General features: G+C 32.3%; 16 protein-coding genes. 4 read left to right on the forward strand and 12 right to left on the reverse strand.

Annotated elements, in window-relative coordinates; translation table 11 throughout:
* Positions 1 to 69: 69 nt before the first annotated feature.
* The 6 genes from Q0856_RS09485 to Q0856_RS09510 all read right to left on the reverse strand — a co-directional run bounded on the left by Q0856_RS09485 (position 70) and on the right by Q0856_RS09510 (position 6,077).
* Entirely contained in the window at positions 70 to 978 is a 909-nt protein-coding gene (locus Q0856_RS09485; protein WP_298504431.1) for an alpha/beta hydrolase, read from the reverse strand.
* Between the two features lie 16 nt (positions 979 to 994).
* Entirely contained in the window at positions 995 to 1,726 is a 732-nt protein-coding gene (locus Q0856_RS09490) for a M15 family metallopeptidase (protein WP_298504433.1), read from the reverse strand.
* A gap of 124 nt (positions 1,727 to 1,850) precedes the next feature.
* Positions 1,851 to 2,684: a sugar phosphate isomerase/epimerase gene (locus Q0856_RS09495; RefSeq protein WP_298504435.1), complete on the reverse strand. Its 834-nt coding sequence runs from the start codon at positions 2,682 to 2,684 to the stop codon at positions 1,851 to 1,853.
* 17 nt (positions 2,685 to 2,701) lie between these two features.
* Complete coding sequence (locus Q0856_RS09500) at positions 2,702 to 3,418, reverse strand: gluconate 2-dehydrogenase subunit 3 family protein (RefSeq protein ID WP_298504437.1); 717 nt, start codon at positions 3,416 to 3,418, stop codon at positions 2,702 to 2,704.
* A gap of 4 nt (positions 3,419 to 3,422) precedes the next feature.
* Positions 3,423 to 5,141: a GMC family oxidoreductase gene (locus Q0856_RS09505; RefSeq protein ID WP_298504438.1), complete on the reverse strand. Its 1,719-nt coding sequence runs from the start codon at positions 5,139 to 5,141 to the stop codon at positions 3,423 to 3,425.
* Positions 5,142 to 5,258: 117 nt separating this feature from the next.
* Positions 5,259 to 6,077, reverse strand: coding sequence for a sterol desaturase family protein (locus tag Q0856_RS09510; protein ID WP_298504441.1), 819 nt, complete (start codon positions 6,075 to 6,077; stop codon positions 5,259 to 5,261).
* Positions 6,078 to 6,222: 145 nt separating this feature from the next.
* On the opposite strand from Q0856_RS09510, the gene Q0856_RS09515 reads away from it, so the two are divergent.
* Positions 6,223 to 7,632 carry an aldehyde dehydrogenase family protein gene (locus Q0856_RS09515; RefSeq protein WP_298504443.1) on the forward strand — a complete coding sequence of 470 codons (1,410 nt, stop codon included), beginning with the start codon at positions 6,223 to 6,225 and terminating at the stop codon, positions 7,630 to 7,632.
* 4 nt (positions 7,633 to 7,636) lie between these two features.
* Here Q0856_RS09515 and Q0856_RS09520 read toward each other — a convergent pair whose 3' ends face one another.
* The 3 genes from Q0856_RS09520 to Q0856_RS09530 all read right to left on the reverse strand — a co-directional run bounded on the left by Q0856_RS09520 (position 7,637) and on the right by Q0856_RS09530 (position 11,604).
* Complete coding sequence (locus Q0856_RS09520) at positions 7,637 to 8,662, reverse strand: LacI family DNA-binding transcriptional regulator (RefSeq protein ID WP_298504444.1); 1,026 nt, start codon at positions 8,660 to 8,662, stop codon at positions 7,637 to 7,639.
* Between the two features lie 116 nt (positions 8,663 to 8,778).
* Positions 8,779 to 10,104: a xylose isomerase gene (gene xylA, locus Q0856_RS09525; protein ID WP_298504446.1), complete on the reverse strand. Its 1,326-nt coding sequence runs from the start codon at positions 10,102 to 10,104 to the stop codon at positions 8,779 to 8,781.
* A 15-nt stretch (positions 10,105 to 10,119) separates the two neighbouring features.
* A complete protein-coding gene (locus Q0856_RS09530) occupies positions 10,120 to 11,604 on the reverse strand; it encodes an FGGY family carbohydrate kinase (RefSeq protein WP_298504818.1) in 1,485 nt (494 codons plus the stop codon).
* Positions 11,605 to 12,099: 495 nt separating this feature from the next.
* On the opposite strand from Q0856_RS09530, the gene Q0856_RS09535 reads away from it, so the two are divergent.
* On the forward strand, positions 12,100 to 12,819 hold the full coding sequence (locus Q0856_RS09535) for a LytTR family DNA-binding domain-containing protein (protein ID WP_298504449.1): 720 nt from the start codon (positions 12,100 to 12,102) through the stop codon (positions 12,817 to 12,819).
* A 7-nt stretch (positions 12,820 to 12,826) separates the two neighbouring features.
* On the opposite strand, the gene Q0856_RS09540 is transcribed toward Q0856_RS09535, so the two are convergent.
* Together Q0856_RS09540 and Q0856_RS09545 are read right to left on the reverse strand one after the other, a co-directional pair.
* Positions 12,827 to 13,663, reverse strand: coding sequence for a universal stress protein (locus Q0856_RS09540; protein ID WP_298504452.1), 837 nt, complete (start codon positions 13,661 to 13,663; stop codon positions 12,827 to 12,829).
* 15 nt (positions 13,664 to 13,678) lie between these two features.
* Positions 13,679 to 14,524, reverse strand: coding sequence for a universal stress protein (locus Q0856_RS09545; RefSeq protein ID WP_298477053.1), 846 nt, complete (start codon positions 14,522 to 14,524; stop codon positions 13,679 to 13,681).
* Positions 14,525 to 14,725: 201 nt separating this feature from the next.
* Between Q0856_RS09545 and trxA the strand changes: the two genes are divergently transcribed.
* The gene (gene trxA / locus Q0856_RS09550; protein ID WP_298477055.1) at positions 14,726 to 15,025 is read left to right on the forward strand and encodes a thioredoxin; all 300 of its coding nucleotides are present in this window, start codon (positions 14,726 to 14,728) and stop codon (positions 15,023 to 15,025) included.
* Between the two features lie 68 nt (positions 15,026 to 15,093).
* Here the strand turns inward: trxA and Q0856_RS09555 are convergent, their stop codons facing one another.
* Positions 15,094 to 16,071: a family 43 glycosylhydrolase gene (locus tag Q0856_RS09555; RefSeq protein WP_298504455.1), complete on the reverse strand. Its 978-nt coding sequence runs from the start codon at positions 16,069 to 16,071 to the stop codon at positions 15,094 to 15,096.
* A 183-nt stretch (positions 16,072 to 16,254) separates the two neighbouring features.
* Here Q0856_RS09555 and Q0856_RS09560 point away from each other — a divergent pair, with 183 nt between their 5' ends.
* On the forward strand, positions 16,255 to 16,656 hold the full coding sequence (locus tag Q0856_RS09560; protein ID WP_298504456.1) for a hypothetical protein: 402 nt from the start codon (positions 16,255 to 16,257) through the stop codon (positions 16,654 to 16,656).
* The last annotated feature ends 99 nt before the right edge of the window (positions 16,657 to 16,755 follow it).

Consider the following 16,755-nt stretch of genomic DNA (forward strand, 5'->3'; position numbering starts at 1 on the left):
ATTTATTTTAAAGTTCATACTAAAAAAGCAGTATATAGTATCATATGCTGCTTTTTTTATAGGAATATTTTACTCCAAACTTTCTAACCATTCTAGCAAACGGTCTGTCCATACTCGTAAATGAACATCTTTTTCTCCTAATGAAAACCCGTGCCCGCCTTTTTCGTAAAGATGCAGAATAGACTTCCCTTCCCCTTTTACTGATAACATCGTATGAAAAAACTCACTATTTTCTCTTGGTACAGCTTTATCATCTATGGCGTGGACAAGAAATGTTGCGGGTGTATTTTCATTAACATGAAGATGACTAGAATACTTTTTAACCAAGGCTTCGGATGGGTTCTCTCCTAACAGGTTTTTTTTAGACCCATTATGTGTTTTTTCTCCCATAGTTATTACAGGATAAATTAAAGCCATGAAATCTGGTTTTGCACTTAAATTATCCACACTGTCCATTGGATTATAAACTTTTTTGTTATACTGGGTTCCTAAAGTGGATGCTAAATGGCCTCCAGCAGAAAACCCAATCACACCTATCTGATTTTTGTTAATTCTCCAGTCATCTGCTCTACTTCGCACCAATCGCATTGCTCGTAGCGCATCTATTAGCGGTACCTTATGTTTTTTGGTTTGTGTTTTATCTGATGGTAACCTGTACTTAACCACGATACCTGCAATGCCATGCTTATTCAAAAATTTAGCAATATCAGTTCCTTCCCAATCGTAAGCAAGTAAACCATAACCGCCTCCTGGAAAAATTAATAAGGCTTTACCTGTAGCAATAGATTCATCTGGTAAGAATACTTCTATAGTAGGTTTTTGAACGTTTTTTATTCTTAGAATATTAGTTTGCTCATGTACTTCTTCTATATTAGTTTCTATATGATTTGGAATTTTATCGTCTGGCCATAACGCTATTATATTTTTATTTGATTCACAACCAAAAAATCCAAAAAATCCAAAAAATATAAACACCATTAAATATTTTTGAAGTTTAATTAACATCCTTACACTCCCATTTAAAATCAGCTATTTTATCATTACTAGCTGCTCGTAAATTATAATGCCACCATTCTGTCCTAATGGACCAAAAACCATGTTTTTCCATGGTTTCTTTTAGTAATTTTCTATTCTCCAATATCTCTTTTGGTAAATCTAAATTATCATGATACGCTCTTTTTCCAAAAAAATCAAAATCTGTTCCCATATCTAGTTCTTCTCCTTCTAAAGTTACCAAAGTAATATCTACAGCACCTCCTTTATTATGAATAGAACCTTTTTTAGGGTTTGCTACATATTGTGGATTAGGAACAATTTTCCACATTTTATACTGCACAGAATTTGGTCTATAACAATCAAAAAACTTTATTTTTACGCCTCTTTTAAGAAATTCTTTATTTGCTGCTATTAAAGCTTTTGCCGTTTTTACTCTTGTATAACATTCTGCACAATCATACACCTTTGCTTTTAAAAAATTATTTTCTGTAGCATAACGCATGTCATATGCAAAATCATTACTATAATCTGCCAAACGTATAAAAGTAGAATCTGCTACAGCATTAAACAATTTTAATTTTTGCTCTTCTGGAATTATAATAGTGATTGGCTTTTCTTCTTTAATACTATCAATTATAGCTGTTTCTAATTTTTCTGAAGATTTTGTTTCTTTTATTTTCTCCTTACATGAGAAAAAAATACATAAACATAGAACGGTTAATATTCTCATTTTACTATTTAGATTTTCTATTAAAACAGAAAGGTACTATATATTTTTAGAACTTTATATAACAAGAAAAACCAATTTCTAAGTACGATTAGAAATTGGTTTTTTAATGATAATTTATACTTTTTTAGTCTAAACCTTTTAAATACTCTAAACTTTGTGGCACTTGTTCTACCACTCTAGAAGATTCGTCTTCTATAAACATATATTCTACTCCAAGCTTTTTAGCCTCTGCAACAACACCAGCAATATCTATTTGTCCTGTTCCTAAAACCACATTAGTTTCTCTATCTTCACTACCTGTATTATTACCAACAACACCTTTAGCCATATCTTTTAAATGTAATAGTGTAACTTTTTCTGGATACTTTTTCATTAAAGCCAATGGGTCTTCTCCTCCATGTTGCACCCAGAACAAATCCATTTCGAAAGTAAAATGTTCCGCATTCTCCATCATATAATCAAAAAGAGTTCCGTTTTTATAAGGTCTAAACTCATATCCATGCGCATGATAAGCTAAAGTAATTCCGTTTTCCTTTAACAACTTCCCCGCCTTATTAAAAACTTCTGTTGCATGCTTGGTTTCTGCTATCGCAAAATCATTTTCGTTATGAGGCACCCAAGCACACATAACGTACTTTGCTCCATAAGCCTTAGCGCTTTCTACTACTTTTTCTGGAGAATCTTCTAAATCTTTAAATGGTGCTCCGATACTAACCATTTCTAGATTGTTCTTTTTAAGAAGTCCGTTAAATTCATCAAAAGGCATTCCGTAACTATCTCCTCCTTCAATCTTAGTAATTCCCCAATCTTTTATTGTAGCTAGAGTTCCTGGAATATCTGTTTTAAACTGATTTCTTAAACTCCATAATTGAATACCTATTTCTTGCGCTGAACTTTGTAAAGTTCCAAATCCTAAAGCTAATACAAGTACTGCTTTGTATTTTTTACTAATTTTCATTCTTATTTCTCTTTTATTTAAGTTACTAAATTACCATTTTCATCCCACTTAGCAATAATTGATCGTTTACTTTGATCTACACATTTGGCCAACCATTCTTCCTCATAAGATACATTATACTCCGCTAAAACTTCTTCTGGAACACCATCCCATACATTAGGCATATTACCTTTATACCCGATATCTTCAATACCAATTTTGCTTGTATAATACCCTGTTAAAGTAAGATTCCTAACCAAAGAAAAAAATTGAATTTCTAAAGGTCTTTCCTTTTCCGGAACATCGATATCTGGGTACGCTAAAGTATCTAATATCTCTTTTTGCTGTATTTCTGTTATGGTTTTAAATTCAGCTTGAAAATCTGCATTACTCTTATGGTCTAACCACATAAGACCACCTCTTAACGTAGGCTGATATTCTGGAATATCTTTTGCCATAAATTCTATAAAGTCTGGCACCTCTGCTTCTATCGCTCCTCCAATTGTTGCATTGGCAGGCAATACTAAATTACATAGAACGCCCAAACTTTCTTTTTCATGAAGATTAAAAAATTCCTTGGCATTTAGCTCTGCAATTAATTCTTTTTCTTTTGGAGTTCTACCAAAGTGTTTTTCATTAACTTCAACAGTAGATTCAACCAAAGGTTTTTCCTTCCCTGGTTTGCAGCCATTTACAGCCAATCCACCAGCAACCGAACCTAAAATAATTGATTTTATACTTTTTCTTCTGTCCATTTCTTTAGATGTTTTGTTGTTTCAATTGCTCTATGATATAGTCGGATGTTCTCCAAGACAGTGCTAAAATTGTCCACGTAGGGTTTTTATCCGCTTGTGATACAAATGGACCTGCATCGACTATAAACACATTATCTACTTCATATAATTGTTGGTGTTGATTAACTACAGATGTTTTTGCATCATCGCCCATTCTAGTAGTGCCTACTTCATGAATTATTCTACCTGGGGCTAATAATCCATATTGCTCTTTCTTGCTAGGCCTTTCTTGTAATACATGCCCCCCCATATTATGAAGTATTTCTTCAAAAGTCTCATGCATATGTTTTGCTTGTTTTACTTCAAAATCGGACCATTTGTAATGAAAACTTAAAACCGGTATCCCAAATTCATCTACCACCGTTGGGTCTATTTCGCAATAATTATCTTTCATAGCTACCGATTCTCCTCTACCAGAAACCCCTACTACAGACCCATAGTATTTTTTCACATCTGTTCGTAAACTCTCTCCATAGCCTCCTACTTTTTCTCCTAGATATTTATTTAAATCATTAGGATTAAATCCAAACCCATAGTTTGGCATTCCTAAACCTCCCCATTGTTCTATATGATATCCTCTCGGAAAATCTAAATTTTTATTATCTAACCACCATGGCGTATACACATGCATACCTCCTACGCCGTCTTCATTATAAGTTTTTCTGTTCATAAGATCGGGTATAAAAGCAGACCTACTTGCACCTGTAGAATCATGAAGATATTTACCAACAATATTACTCCCATTACCTAATCCATTAGGATGTTGCTTACTCTTAGAATTCAATAATATTCTTGCAGAACTACAGGCCGAAGCAGCAAGTATAACCACTTTACCTTTTAGTTTATACTCTTTTCTGTCTTCTTTATTTATATACGAAACTCCTGTTGCTTTTCCCTCGTCATTTGTAGTAACTTCACGAACCATTGCATTCACAAAAAGATCTATTTGTCCGCCATTCTTTTGAGCAGGAAATATTAAACATGTGCCAGACGAAAAATCTGCATATACTTGGCACGCTCTGGAGCACTGACCACAATAAAAACAAACCCCACGTTCCTCATTAATTCTCTTTGTAAGCATTGACATTCTTGAGGGAATTACAGGAATATTACTTTTTCTTGCTCCTTTTATATAAAATAGCTCGTGCAATCGAGGTTTTGGAGCTGGTAAAAAGAAACCATCAGGATCGTTACGGAGTCCTTCTTTACTACCAAAAACACCAATTAGTTTATCTACTTTATCGTAATATGGCTTAACGTCATCATACCCAATAGGCCAATTATCTCCTAGCCCATCAATGTTTTTTTTCTTAAAATCGTCTGGGCCAAAACGCAAAGAAATACGTCCCCAATGATTGGTTCTACCCCCTAGCATTCTGGATCTAAACCAATCGAATTTTGTTCCATTTTTTCTTGTGTACGGCTCCCCTTCAATCTCCCACCCTCCATAAGCACTGTCGAAATCGCCAAATGGCCTTACCGTACTTGCTCCTCGTCGAGGAGATTCATACGGCCATTTCAGCTGTGTTTGTTGTTCCGGGGATTTGGGATCAAAAAAAGGGCCTGCCTCAACGACAGCAACTTTTAGACCTGCATCCCCTAAAATTTTTGTGGCCATGCCACCACCAGCTCCAGAGCCTACAATGATGACATCATAAATTTTAGATGATTCTTTAATTTGCATTTGTTAGTTGTTTGTTAATTTAATAATTGATATAAACTGTATTGCACATAAGATAAACAACAGATGTAAGTCTATTGACATTCGTTTATATTTTATGGCAACTTCTTACTTTTGAAATTAATAATCCGTTTTAATTTTTTTATTAAAAGGTAATTTAAATTGATATAGTACGTCATTTGCATCTTTATCCTCCAAAACATCTAATCCATATATAATTTTAGTGGTGTCTTCGTAAACAAATGTCCCAAAAACACGGTCCCAAATAGAAAAAATATTACCGTAATTAGAATCTGTCCAAGGGCGTTCAAAATGATGATGAAATTTATGCATATTTGGAGATATAAAGAGAAGGCTTATCCCCTTATCTAACCATAATGGCAATGAAATATTAGCATGTGAAAAGAAAGTGCAAAAAATTGTAATTATCCTATAAATTACATAATAAGCAAATGGCAACCCTGCAATAACAACAGCTATTAACGCAAAAAACTCTCTCATCAAAAAATCTCCTGGGTGATGCCTTGTTCCGGAGGTAACATCTAAATGAGTATCGCTATGATGAACCATATGAAAACGCCACATAAAACCAATTTTATGTAGCAAAAAATGGGCTATATACTGTGCAATAAAATCTAAGATTAAAATACTAATTATTAGTTCTAACCATGTGGGCGACACAAACCAGTTTAACAACCCAAAATTGCTTTTTTCTAACCAAAGGAAAACACCTACAGTTAGTATTCCAAAAAGAACATTAATAACAATGGTACAACCCAAAAACACAAAATTAGGAAGTGCATGTTCCCATTTAGTATATTGCAGTTTACGTAACGGATACAAACCTTCTAAAGTCCAAAATAGTAACACACAAGATACTATCCAAACTAACTTTTGAGGGCTACTCAAATTGGCAAAAAACAATGTTAATTCTTCCATAGTCCCTTTATATTAAAATTTACTTCGTATAAGGTACTTATTATTATAAGCATTCTACTTGCTTCATATCGACAAAAAACAATACTTTTTTTTCAAAAACTATTTTTATCTTGTAAAGTATAAATAATTTCATGGCTGTATTCTTATGAGTAATTTAAAAAATAAGTTTCTAGAAACATATACTTTACAAAAAAGTAATCAGCAGAATATTGCCAATTCTAATTATAAGCAACGCATAAGAAAACTAAAACGATTAAAACGTGCTTTAGAAAGTACCCATCGAGAAAAAATTTGTAATGCCCTTTATCATGATTTTAAAAAACCTCTAGTAGAAACAGAGCTAACAGAAATTTATCCGGTAATCGGAGAAATAAAATTTGCCATTAAAAATTTAAAAAAATGGACTAAAAAGAAAAAAGTTACCACTCCTTTATCCTTATTAGGTTCTAGCTCCTATATTCTTTATGAACCAAAAGGAGTTTGTCTGTTAATATCTCCATGGAATTTTCCTATAAATTTAACTTTTGCCCCTTTAGTTTCTGCTATAGCTGCAGGTAATACTGTGATTATTAAACCCTCGGAACATTACCCAGAAACATCTAAAATTATGGGCGATATTATTTCAGATCTCTTTAAACCCAATGAAATTACCTTAATACAGGGGGATGTTACGGTTTCCCAAGAATTATTACAACTACCTTTTAATCATATTTTCTTTACAGGATCTCCTAGTATTGGAAAAATAGTAATGAAAGCTGCTGCAGAGCACTTAACCTCTGTTACTTTAGAGCTTGGAGGCAAATCGCCTACCGTAATTGATGAAACCGCAAATATTGAAAAAGCTGCCAAACGTATTGCTTGGGGAAAATTTATAAATAACGGACAAGTGTGTGTAGCTCCTGACTATGTTTTAATCTCTAAAAAAGTAGAAAAACAATTTGTAAAAGCCATTAAAAAACAAATTGAATATTTTTATGGTACTAATGCGCAGGTATCCGAATCTTACTGTAGGATAATTAATTCTAAACATTTTACTCGATTATTACAACATATAGAAGATGCCAAAGATAAAAATGCCACTATTGCATTTGGAGGTGTAACTAATGAAAAAGAGAATTACATTTCTCCTACCCTTATTACTAACCTTCCAAAAGACGCCTCATTGCTAGAAGATGAAATTTTTGGTCCTATTTTACCAATTCTTACTTATGAAAAATTGGAGGAAGCCATTAATTATATAAACGCAAAAGACAAACCTCTTGCACTCTATATTTTTAGTCAAAATAAAAAAAATACCGAATATATTATAAAAAATACTAGGGCTGGGAGTAGCTGCGTAAACCATGTTGTTTTACAATATTCTAACCACCATTTACCGTTTGGCGGGAGTAATACCAGCGGCATAGGAAAAGCTCATGGTTTTTATGGTTTTCAAGAGTTCTCAAACATGCGTTCTATTCTAAAGCAACATACCGTTAGTGCCACGGAATTATTATATCCACCATACACAGAAAGAAAGAAAAAACTAACAAATGCCACTATAAAATGGTTTTAGAAATCTACTTTTCTAATTTTCTTGTAGACTCGCGAACTATCAAGCTTGTCTTTATTACTTTAGTCTCATAAGCTTTGTAAGTTTCTGGTTCTTCTATTCTTTTAATCAGCATTTTTGCAGCCATTTCACCAATATACTTTCCATGTTGACTAACCATAGTCATTGCAGGTGTTACGTATTGAGAAAGTTGACCATTAGTAAACCCAATTATAGAAATATCTCCAGGAACACTATATCCTCTTTCTTTTACAATACTTTGTACTTGAACCGCCGTAATTTCATCTAAACAAAGAAGAGCGTCTACTTTTTTATAGTTTAACAAAAAAGACATTTCTAAATCTAAATCTTGTTTGGGTCCAATATTCAATATCATACCTTCATCAAACAAAATGTTATTCTTAAGTAGGGCTTTTTTGTACCCCTCGATTCTTAATTTCCCGATATTAGAATTGCTAATTGGAGTGACCACTGCTATGTTTTTACATCCAATATTTATAAAATATTCTGTGGTTTTAAATCCGGATTCGTAATCATCTACAACTACTTTATCGCATGCAATTAAATCTGTTACTCTATCAAAAAGAACCAATGGGATTTGACTTTCCGCTATTTCTTTTAAATAGCCTATGTTTTTGTTTAATCTAGAATCGTCGGTTAACGAAATTATAAGTCCGTCTACTGTTCCAGCATCCAAAACCTCTAATGTTTTCCCTTCTTTTTCATTAGATTCGTCGCTAACACAACTGATTATACTATACCCTTTTTCATTCGCTATTTGTTCTATTCCGTATAGTACTTGAATAAAGAAATAATTAAGAATATTAGGAACTACAACCCCAATAGTTCTTGTACTTTTATTTAATAAGTTTAAAGCTAATTTATTAGGTTTATAGTGCTTTTCCTTAGCATAAGTCTGAATTTTAAGTTTAAGTTCTTTACTTATTTCATGACTGTCTCTTACCGCCTTTGAAACCGTAGAAATAGAAACTCCAAAATGCTCTCCTATATCTTTAAGTGTTATTTTTTTCATAGCAATATTTAAATAATCAGAACTATTTACTTTGTTTTTCTTATTCCTAGGGAGGTTCACTCAAATAAAAATTTAAAAAAGCAGCTAAGAAAGCCCCTTAACTGCTTTTCTAAAATTTAAATATATTGATTTATTATATTCTCGAATAATTCTTGTTTACCACTCTGTAATTTTAGCTCCCCATTTTCTTGAGCAATTTTATACAAGTCTGTAAAGTCTAATTTTCCGTCTTCAAAATCTTTTCCTTTTCCACTATCAAAAGAAGCATATCTTTTTTCTCTTAAAGCGTCATACTGAGAATTAGAAATAATAGCATCTGCGGTTAATAAAGCTCTTGCAAAAGTATCTGCTCCTCCAATATGCGCTAAGAAAACATCTTCCATATCCGTAGAGTTTCTTCTAATTTTTGCATCGAAATTAACTCCTCCACCTTGGAGACCTCCTGCTTTTAAGAATACCAACATTGCCTCCGTTGTTTCTTGTATATTATTAGGAAACTGGTCGGTATCCCATCCGTTTTGATAATCGCCACGGTTGGCATCTAAACTACCTAACATTCCTGCCCTAGCGGCAACTTCCATCTCATGCTGAAAAGTGTGCTGCGCTAAAGTTGCATGATTAACTTCAATATTCATTTTAAAATCTTTCTCAAGGCCATATTCTTTTAAGAATCCTATAGCTGTAGCAGAATCAAAATCGTATTGATGTTTCATTGGTTCCATAGGCTTAGGCTCTATAAAGAAATTTCCTTTAAACCCTTGTGCTCGTGCATAATCTCTTGCCATTCCTAAAAACTGGCCCATATGATCCAATTCACGTCCCATATCTGTATTTAATAGAGACATATACCCTTCTCTACCTCCCCAGAAAACATAATTTTCTCCTCCTAAAGCTATAGTAGCGTCTAAAGCCATTTTTATTTGTCCGCCTGCTCTTGCCATGACAGTAAAGTCTGGATTGGTAGCTGCACCATTCATGTATCTTGGATTAGAAAAACAATTAGCCGTTCCCCAAAGTAGCTTAATACCAGAAGCTGCTTTTTTCTCTTTTATATATTCTGTAATTATAGCTATTCTTTTTTCTGATTCTGCAAATGTTGGCGCTTCTTGAATTAAATCGAAATCATGAAAACAAAAATAATCGAACCCCATTTTACTTATAAATTCAAACGCCGCATCTGCTTTATCTTTAGCTGCCTGTATTGGGTCAGAGGACTGGTCCCAAGCGAAATTCTGAGTTCCTGGGCCAAAAGGGTCTGACCCCTGTCCGCAGAACGTATGCCAATATGCTATGGCAAATTTAAAATGCTCGCGCATTGTTCTACCAGCCACAACTTGTTCTGGATTATAATATTTAAATGCCAATGGATTATCCGATTCTTTTCCTTCAAATTTAACTTCTCCAATTCCTTTAAAATATTCTTTATCTCCTAGTAATGCCATTTTTATTTTTCGTGTTTATTTATTCGTGATTAATTCTAGTTCTTGTTTCCAGTTTGCGTACGCTTGTATATAAAGCTCTTTATCTTTAAATGGCGTAAATGTCATTACATAATCATTATCCAAAATAGAGTTACTAAATTTCTTAAAATCTCCCAAATGCAAATCCGCCGCTCTTGCAGCTCCTATGGCCCCTGTTGTGTTGTATATTTCTATTTCGTGCTCTATTAAAGTAGCTATGGTATTTGCAAAAATTTCGGATCTAAAAAGATTATCGTTACCAGCGCGTATTACATTTACATTAATACCGTCTGATTTTAATATGTTCATACCATAGACAAAAGAAAAGGCTATTCCTTCTAATGTGGCTCTACAAATATGTGCTTTAGTATGATTATTTAAATTTAAGTTTACTACTCTAGTTCCTATTTCTTTATTATTTAGCATTCTTTCTGCCCCATTACCAAACGGTATTACACAAACACCATCGGAGCCTACCGATATTTCAGATGCCAAAATATTCATCTCTTCATATGAAGAAACGGCTAAATTATTTAGCAGCCATCGATATTGTATTCCCGCGCCATTTATACATAATAACTTACCAATTCTTGGGTCCTCGCCTTTTTTGTAATTTACATGCGCAAAATTATTTACTCTAGAACTTTCTTTTCCAGATAAACTATTTGTGACTGCGTAAACCACACCAGAGGTCCCTCCAGTAGCTGCTACCTCTCCAGGATTTAATACATTTAAAGAAAGTGCATTATTCGGTTGGTCTCCTGCTCTATAAAATATGGGAGTTCCTGCTGCTAAACCACTTTCTTTTTCTCCTTGCGCATTTACTTGCGATTGATTGGAAAAAGTATCTACAATATCTGGTACTAAATGGCTATAGACCCCATAGTATTTCAACAGAAAATCAGCCACACTATCCTTTTTAAAATCCCATAGTATTCCTTCCGATAATCCTGATATAGTAGTATTCATAATATTAGAAAACTTATACGCTATATAATCTCCCGGAAGCATAAATTTATAAACTTTCTTATATATGTCTGGTTCGTTCTCTTTTACCCATTTTAATTTGGATGCCGTAAAATTCGCAGGAGAGTTTAATAAATATTGCGCACACTTATCTTCTCCTATTTCATTAAAAGCTCTATTACCAATTGAAACAGCTCTACTATCGCACCAGATTATAGATTTACGTAGAGGATTGCCTTCTTTATCCAAAACAACCAAACCATGCATCTGGTATGAAATACCTACTCCTTTTATTTGCTTTCTAGAAACATTGTACTTTTTCTTTATACGGCGTATTCCTTTACAAACATATTCCCACCAGTCTTCGGGCTTCTGTTCAGCCCAACCATTTTTAGAAGCAAACATGGACATTTCGGTTTCTGGTTCTTGTATTACTCCTAAACTTTTTCCTGTTTCTACATCCACCAAAGCTATTTTAATAGATGAGCTTCCTATATCTAAACCTACATAATACATATATTCTGATGTATTTATTTTCATAATTTATAATTGACGTCTGCCCCCTTTCAAATATAATTCAAAGACGTACTAAAACGCATATTTTAAAAGTTCTAAGCATTTGTTACAGAGATAAACAACTTCTCAACAAAAATTAAAAAAACCACGTTATAATAAGCATATCGGGCAATTACAAATATTTTCGTACTATACGAAAGTTTTCGAAAGGGTTTTCGTAATTTTTTCATCAAAAAAACAAAAATTTCGTTTTTAACCTAAAAAAACGTCTTCCTTAGGGAATCTTATTGCTTAAACTTTATCGTGGTATGGTTCTTGTTTTATTCTATTATCTATTACAATAGTATTCTTTTTGTAAATGATAAATATCATTTTGTATATGGGGTATTTGTCACAGATTTGTTAAAAGTCACATGCCTTTTGCATAGAACATTACTTTTTCCTAATCACAAACTATAATATTGTTTTATCCATTGACAACTTAAAACACTAACGATGACTAACTCGGCTTTAAATTGCATTATCATAGATGACTCTCCTACGCAACGCTTGTCTATTTCTAAAATGATAGATAGGCACCCTAATTTAAATTTAGTAGAAACTTATCCCAATGGTATTGTTGCTCAACAAGACTTAATCTCTAATAAAGTACACTTGGTTTTCTTGGATATAGAGATGCCTATTAGTAGTGGGTTCGATTTTTTAGAAGAACTAGAAAACATGAAAGGTTTAAAACACAAGCCTCAAGTTATACTTATTGCCAGTAAAGCGGATTATGCATTAAAGGCTTTTGATTATACTATTACAGATTATTTACAAAAACCCATAAATAAACAGCGCTTTTTTGTGGCAATAGACAGGGTCTTAAAATTAAAAAATCAAATCGCAGGAGCCTCTCAAGAGCAACCATATATTCTTGTTAATAGTAATTTACAAAAGGTAAAAGTGTTTTTAAACGAAATAAAATGGGTTGAAGCTTTAGGAGATTATATCAAAATAATTACAAGTGACAAATCTCTACTAGTACTCTCTACTATGAAAGATTTTTTAACTAAATTACCCGACAATCAATTTGTACGAATACACAAGTCATACATTGTAAATGTCGTAAAAATAGAAAACTTCTGTAGTAATAGTGTTGAAATATGTAATAACAAAATTCCTATGAGCAGAAGTAAAAAGAATGAATTAGAAAACATTTTGGAACATCATTAATTATAAATTACTTTCTATCGGGTATTACTAAAAAAGGAATATCTAAGTTATACGCTACCTTTTTAATGACGGGTTCGTGAGTTACATTTTCAAAAAACGTATGGCTATATTGTACCATTGCTAACATATCTATTCCTAATTCTTCTAAGAATAGTTTTATTACATCTGCTTTAGTAGAAAAATTAGGCATCCAATGACTGGAATGCTTCAAAGGTTTTAAAAACGCTTCCAAAAAGTTTTTGTTTGCTTGCTGCTCCTTAGTTAATTTACCTTCATTATTAACGTGCATTACACAAATTCTAGAAGAATTATATTGCGCCAAGGTCAGCAATGGTTTTAATACTTCTGCATTAAATGGGCGTCTATAATCTGTAACAAAAGCTATTTCTTTTGGAATACTAAATTCTATCTCCTTCGGTACTATTAAAATAGGGCAATTTTTAACATTTTCTACTACCCTTAAAGTGTTACTTCCTAAGAAAATTGCCTTTAACTCTGAACATCCATGATTACCCATTACCACCAAATCTATATTTTCTTCATCGATAACTGTACAAACACTTTTTACCAAATCTCCTTTTTTAGAAATCGTTTTCAACTTATGTTCTGGGTTATTATAATCTAGTTTTATTCTATGGCATGTATTCTTTAAGCCAACAATAGAGTCTTCTTCTAACTGCTCTGTTAATTGACTTACAACTCCTTTGCTCCATAAAGATTTATCTTCTGGATAAGCATTTAATAAATAAAAAGTGCATTCGCTATTTTTTACAAGTTCGGTAGCATGAAAAAAAGCATTATATGCATTATTAGAAAAGTCAGTGGGAACTAAAATATTTTTCATAACATGTAAATAAGATTATCGAGCTAAGTTTTGTAATACTAAAAAAGGAATTTTTATATGTAATCCTAATTTATCTATAGTAGATTCGTACAACATTTCGTCTACATAAGAATGCCTGGAATTAACAATTACTAACATATCTATATCCTTGTGAACAATGTATTTAGATATAGCCATAGACTTATCTTCTATAGCCATAGTTTCAAAAACTAAATTGGGTTTCTGTAAACACTCCTTCATAAATTTTTGGTTATCCTCTTGTCTTAAGGATAATTTTCTTTCTGCATTAATATATAAAACATGAATTGTAGACCTATACGAACCTGTTAATTCGCACAATAGTTTTAATTCTCTTCTCTTATACGGAATTAAATAATTAGTAGGAAAAAGAACTTCTTTAGGAGGATAATATTTATATTCTTCTGGTATTGTTAATACAGGGCAGTTTACAAATTTAAGTACGCGTAAAGCGTTACTTCCAAATGTAATTTTCCGGTCATTAGTACCTCCTCTTGTTCCCATTAGAACAATATCCATATTTTCTTGATTCACCAAATCATTAACCGCGTCAACGAGAGTTTCAAATGCAGGAACTGTTTTAAATATATGTCTAGGATTAGGGGAATATTCTTTTATTTGTTCAGTTATTAATTGTAAACCTAGTAATACTTCTTGATAGCATTTATCTTTTATTTCTTCTAATACTAACCTTTCATTTTTAACATCAATAGCATATACTTCATCGGCATAGGCATGTAGAATGAAAAATTCGCACTTCTCGTATTTAAAAATTTGGCATGCATATTTTAACGCATTAAATGCATTTTCCGAAAAATCTGTAGGAACCAAAACTTTTCTCATGTCAAATACTACTTAACAAATAAACTACCTATTAACAATCTCCGAAAAGCGATATGAAGCGATTAATTCTAATTTTAACTCAATTCTCAGAGTATGTCTATCTGGATTATTGAATAAATATAACAGCATTACAATTAAAAAACCATGACATTCATCAGTTACAAAAAAAACCTTTTTTACCTTTGCAATAAGTACTATACTATGAAAAGTAACTTTCAAAAAATTATTGAATCGGACACTCCTGTATTAATAGACTTTTTTGCAGAATGGTGTGGTCCCTGTAAATCTTTAGCTCCTATTTTAAAGGAAGTAAAAGAAAATCTTGGAGATAGCGTTAAAATTATTAAAATTGATGTAGATAAAAACCAAACCCTATCTCAAAAATACCAAGTACGTGGCGTCCCTACAATGCTCATTTTTAAAAATGGAAAACAAGTTTGGCGACAATCGGGTGTTGTTCCTAAGCAAGAAATTGTAAATACTATAAAATCTTTTTATTAATTATCCATCTCTTTTTTTGAGGAGTATACTATTACATTAGGCTTCCGTTTTAAAAAACAAAGCTACTATTATTTCTGTTTTCCCTTTTTTTTCTTTGGAAAAACAAGTCTATTTATGCTACCATCTTCAGCAAAAGTAATCTCATCAAAACAAATAGACCTTCTGTAATTGTCCCCAGATAAATTCATATTATGATAGAAAATATACCATTTACTATTGTACTCTACTATAGATCCATGAGATGTCCACGAATCTACTGGATCCATAACTTCTCCTTTAAAATCATACGGTCCTAAAGGTTTTTTGCTTGTGGCATATACCAAGGTGCTTTCTTTTCCCCACCCATTGGAATATATAAAATAAAAAGTGTCCTTTCTTTTAAAAACCCATGGTCCTTCACCATAAAAACCACCGAAGTTTTCTTTATCGTTTTCAATACCATTAATTTTAACAGTACTAATATCGCCATCTAACTCGGTCATATTATCTTGTAATTTCACCGCTCTTAACTCTCTACAACCAAAAAACATATATGCTTGCCCATTATCTATTAAAATTGCCGGGTCAATTGGTTCTGGTCCTATTTTTTCTACCTGTCCCGTATTATCTATTAATGGTTTTCCAATTGCATCTTTAAAAGGACCAATAGGAGAATCACTAATTGCTACTCCAATTTTTGTCCTTTCTACCGGATAATAAAAATAATAAGTGCCATTACGTTCTATACAATCTGGTGCCCAAGCCCATTTTTTTGCGCATGCAATATCATCAATGCTAAAAATAGCTCCGTGATCATCCCAATCTACTAAATTATCTGAAGAAAATACATGCCAATCTAACATATCAAAATAGGCAGCATCATTTTCGTCATGCGATGTGTACACATACAAACGATTATTAAAAACATGTGCCGAAGGATCTGCAGTATATAAATGCTTTACAAAAGGATTACTATCTTTTTTAAATTTAACCTGAGAGTTTACAGATTTTAACGGTGCCAAAATCAGCAATAACAAAACAGGAAAAACAAGTTTCTTCTTTATCATAATGGAAAACATTTTAGAGTTAACAAAAAAATATAATTTTTAATTCTATTAGTATGATTAATATCATTTCCCAAAAAAAACAGATATAATAATTTTGAGGTAATACCCTTAAACCTTTTCGAGTAAATCTGTTCAAAACGGAACGTTCTTTCCGGAATTGTTTTTGGAAAAATACATGCACTTATGGTACATAACCCAAAAATACGCAATGCTTTTTATCAAAATCTAGGAAAATTGTTTTATGCAATTGCCATGGCAGATAAACAAGTAAATTCTCATGAAGTACAAAAATTAAAAGAAGATGTTAGAAAGTATTGGGTTCCTTTAGATAACACAGAAGATGCATACGGAACAGATGCCGCTTTTCAAATTGAAATTGTTTTCGACTGGCTTCATTTAGAAGAAAAAGAAAGCGAGTACTATTACAAAGAGTTCTTAGATTTTTATAAAGAACATCCAACATTTTTTACTCTAGATATTAATAAAATAATATGGAAAACCGCAGATGATATTGCTTCTTCCTTTTCTGGAAAAAACAAATCAGAATTAATACTACTTGCCAAATTAAAACAACTACTTACTTAATCGAAACAGGACAATGTTCTTACATTATATATGTAACCAAAGTTACAGTGTACTTTTTTCTAGAAACCTAATTTTATAGCATTTATAACTACGCCAATT

Origin of the sequence: uncultured Maribacter sp. (assembly GCF_947496775.1) — a bacterium.
Classification (GTDB): Bacteria; Bacteroidota; Bacteroidia; order Flavobacteriales; family Flavobacteriaceae; genus Maribacter_B.

Coding starts and splice junctions, on each gene's coding strand:
- Q0856_RS09485 (WP_298504431.1), bottom strand. CDS start 978: ATGGTGTTTATATTTTTTGGATTTTTTGGATTTTTTGGTTGTGAATCA.
- Q0856_RS09490 (WP_298504433.1), bottom strand. CDS start 1,726: ATGAGAATATTAACCGTTCTATGTTTATGTATTTTTTTCTCATGTAAG.
- Q0856_RS09495 (WP_298504435.1), bottom strand. CDS start 2,684: ATGAAAATTAGTAAAAAATACAAAGCAGTACTTGTATTAGCTTTAGGA.
- Q0856_RS09500 (WP_298504437.1), bottom strand. CDS start 3,418: ATGGACAGAAGAAAAAGTATAAAATCAATTATTTTAGGTTCGGTTGCT.
- Q0856_RS09505 (WP_298504438.1), bottom strand. CDS start 5,141: ATGCAAATTAAAGAATCATCTAAAATTTATGATGTCATCATTGTAGGC.
- Q0856_RS09510 (WP_298504441.1), bottom strand. CDS start 6,077: ATGGAAGAATTAACATTGTTTTTTGCCAATTTGAGTAGCCCTCAAAAG.
- Q0856_RS09515 (WP_298504443.1), top strand. CDS start 6,223: ATGAGTAATTTAAAAAATAAGTTTCTAGAAACATATACTTTACAAAAA.
- Q0856_RS09520 (WP_298504444.1), bottom strand. CDS start 8,662: ATGAAAAAAATAACACTTAAAGATATAGGAGAGCATTTTGGAGTTTCT.
- xylA (WP_298504446.1), bottom strand. CDS start 10,104: ATGGCATTACTAGGAGATAAAGAATATTTTAAAGGAATTGGAGAAGTT.
- Q0856_RS09530 (WP_298504818.1), bottom strand. CDS start 11,604: ATGTATTATGTAGGTTTAGATATAGGAAGCTCATCTATTAAAATAGCT.
- Q0856_RS09535 (WP_298504449.1), top strand. CDS start 12,100: ATGACTAACTCGGCTTTAAATTGCATTATCATAGATGACTCTCCTACG.
- Q0856_RS09540 (WP_298504452.1), bottom strand. CDS start 13,663: ATGAAAAATATTTTAGTTCCCACTGACTTTTCTAATAATGCATATAAT.
- Q0856_RS09545 (WP_298477053.1), bottom strand. CDS start 14,524: ATGAGAAAAGTTTTGGTTCCTACAGATTTTTCGGAAAATGCATTTAAT.
- trxA (WP_298477055.1), top strand. CDS start 14,726: ATGAAAAGTAACTTTCAAAAAATTATTGAATCGGACACTCCTGTATTA.
- Q0856_RS09555 (WP_298504455.1), bottom strand. CDS start 16,071: ATGATAAAGAAGAAACTTGTTTTTCCTGTTTTGTTATTGCTGATTTTG.
- Q0856_RS09560 (WP_298504456.1), top strand. CDS start 16,255: ATGGTACATAACCCAAAAATACGCAATGCTTTTTATCAAAATCTAGGA.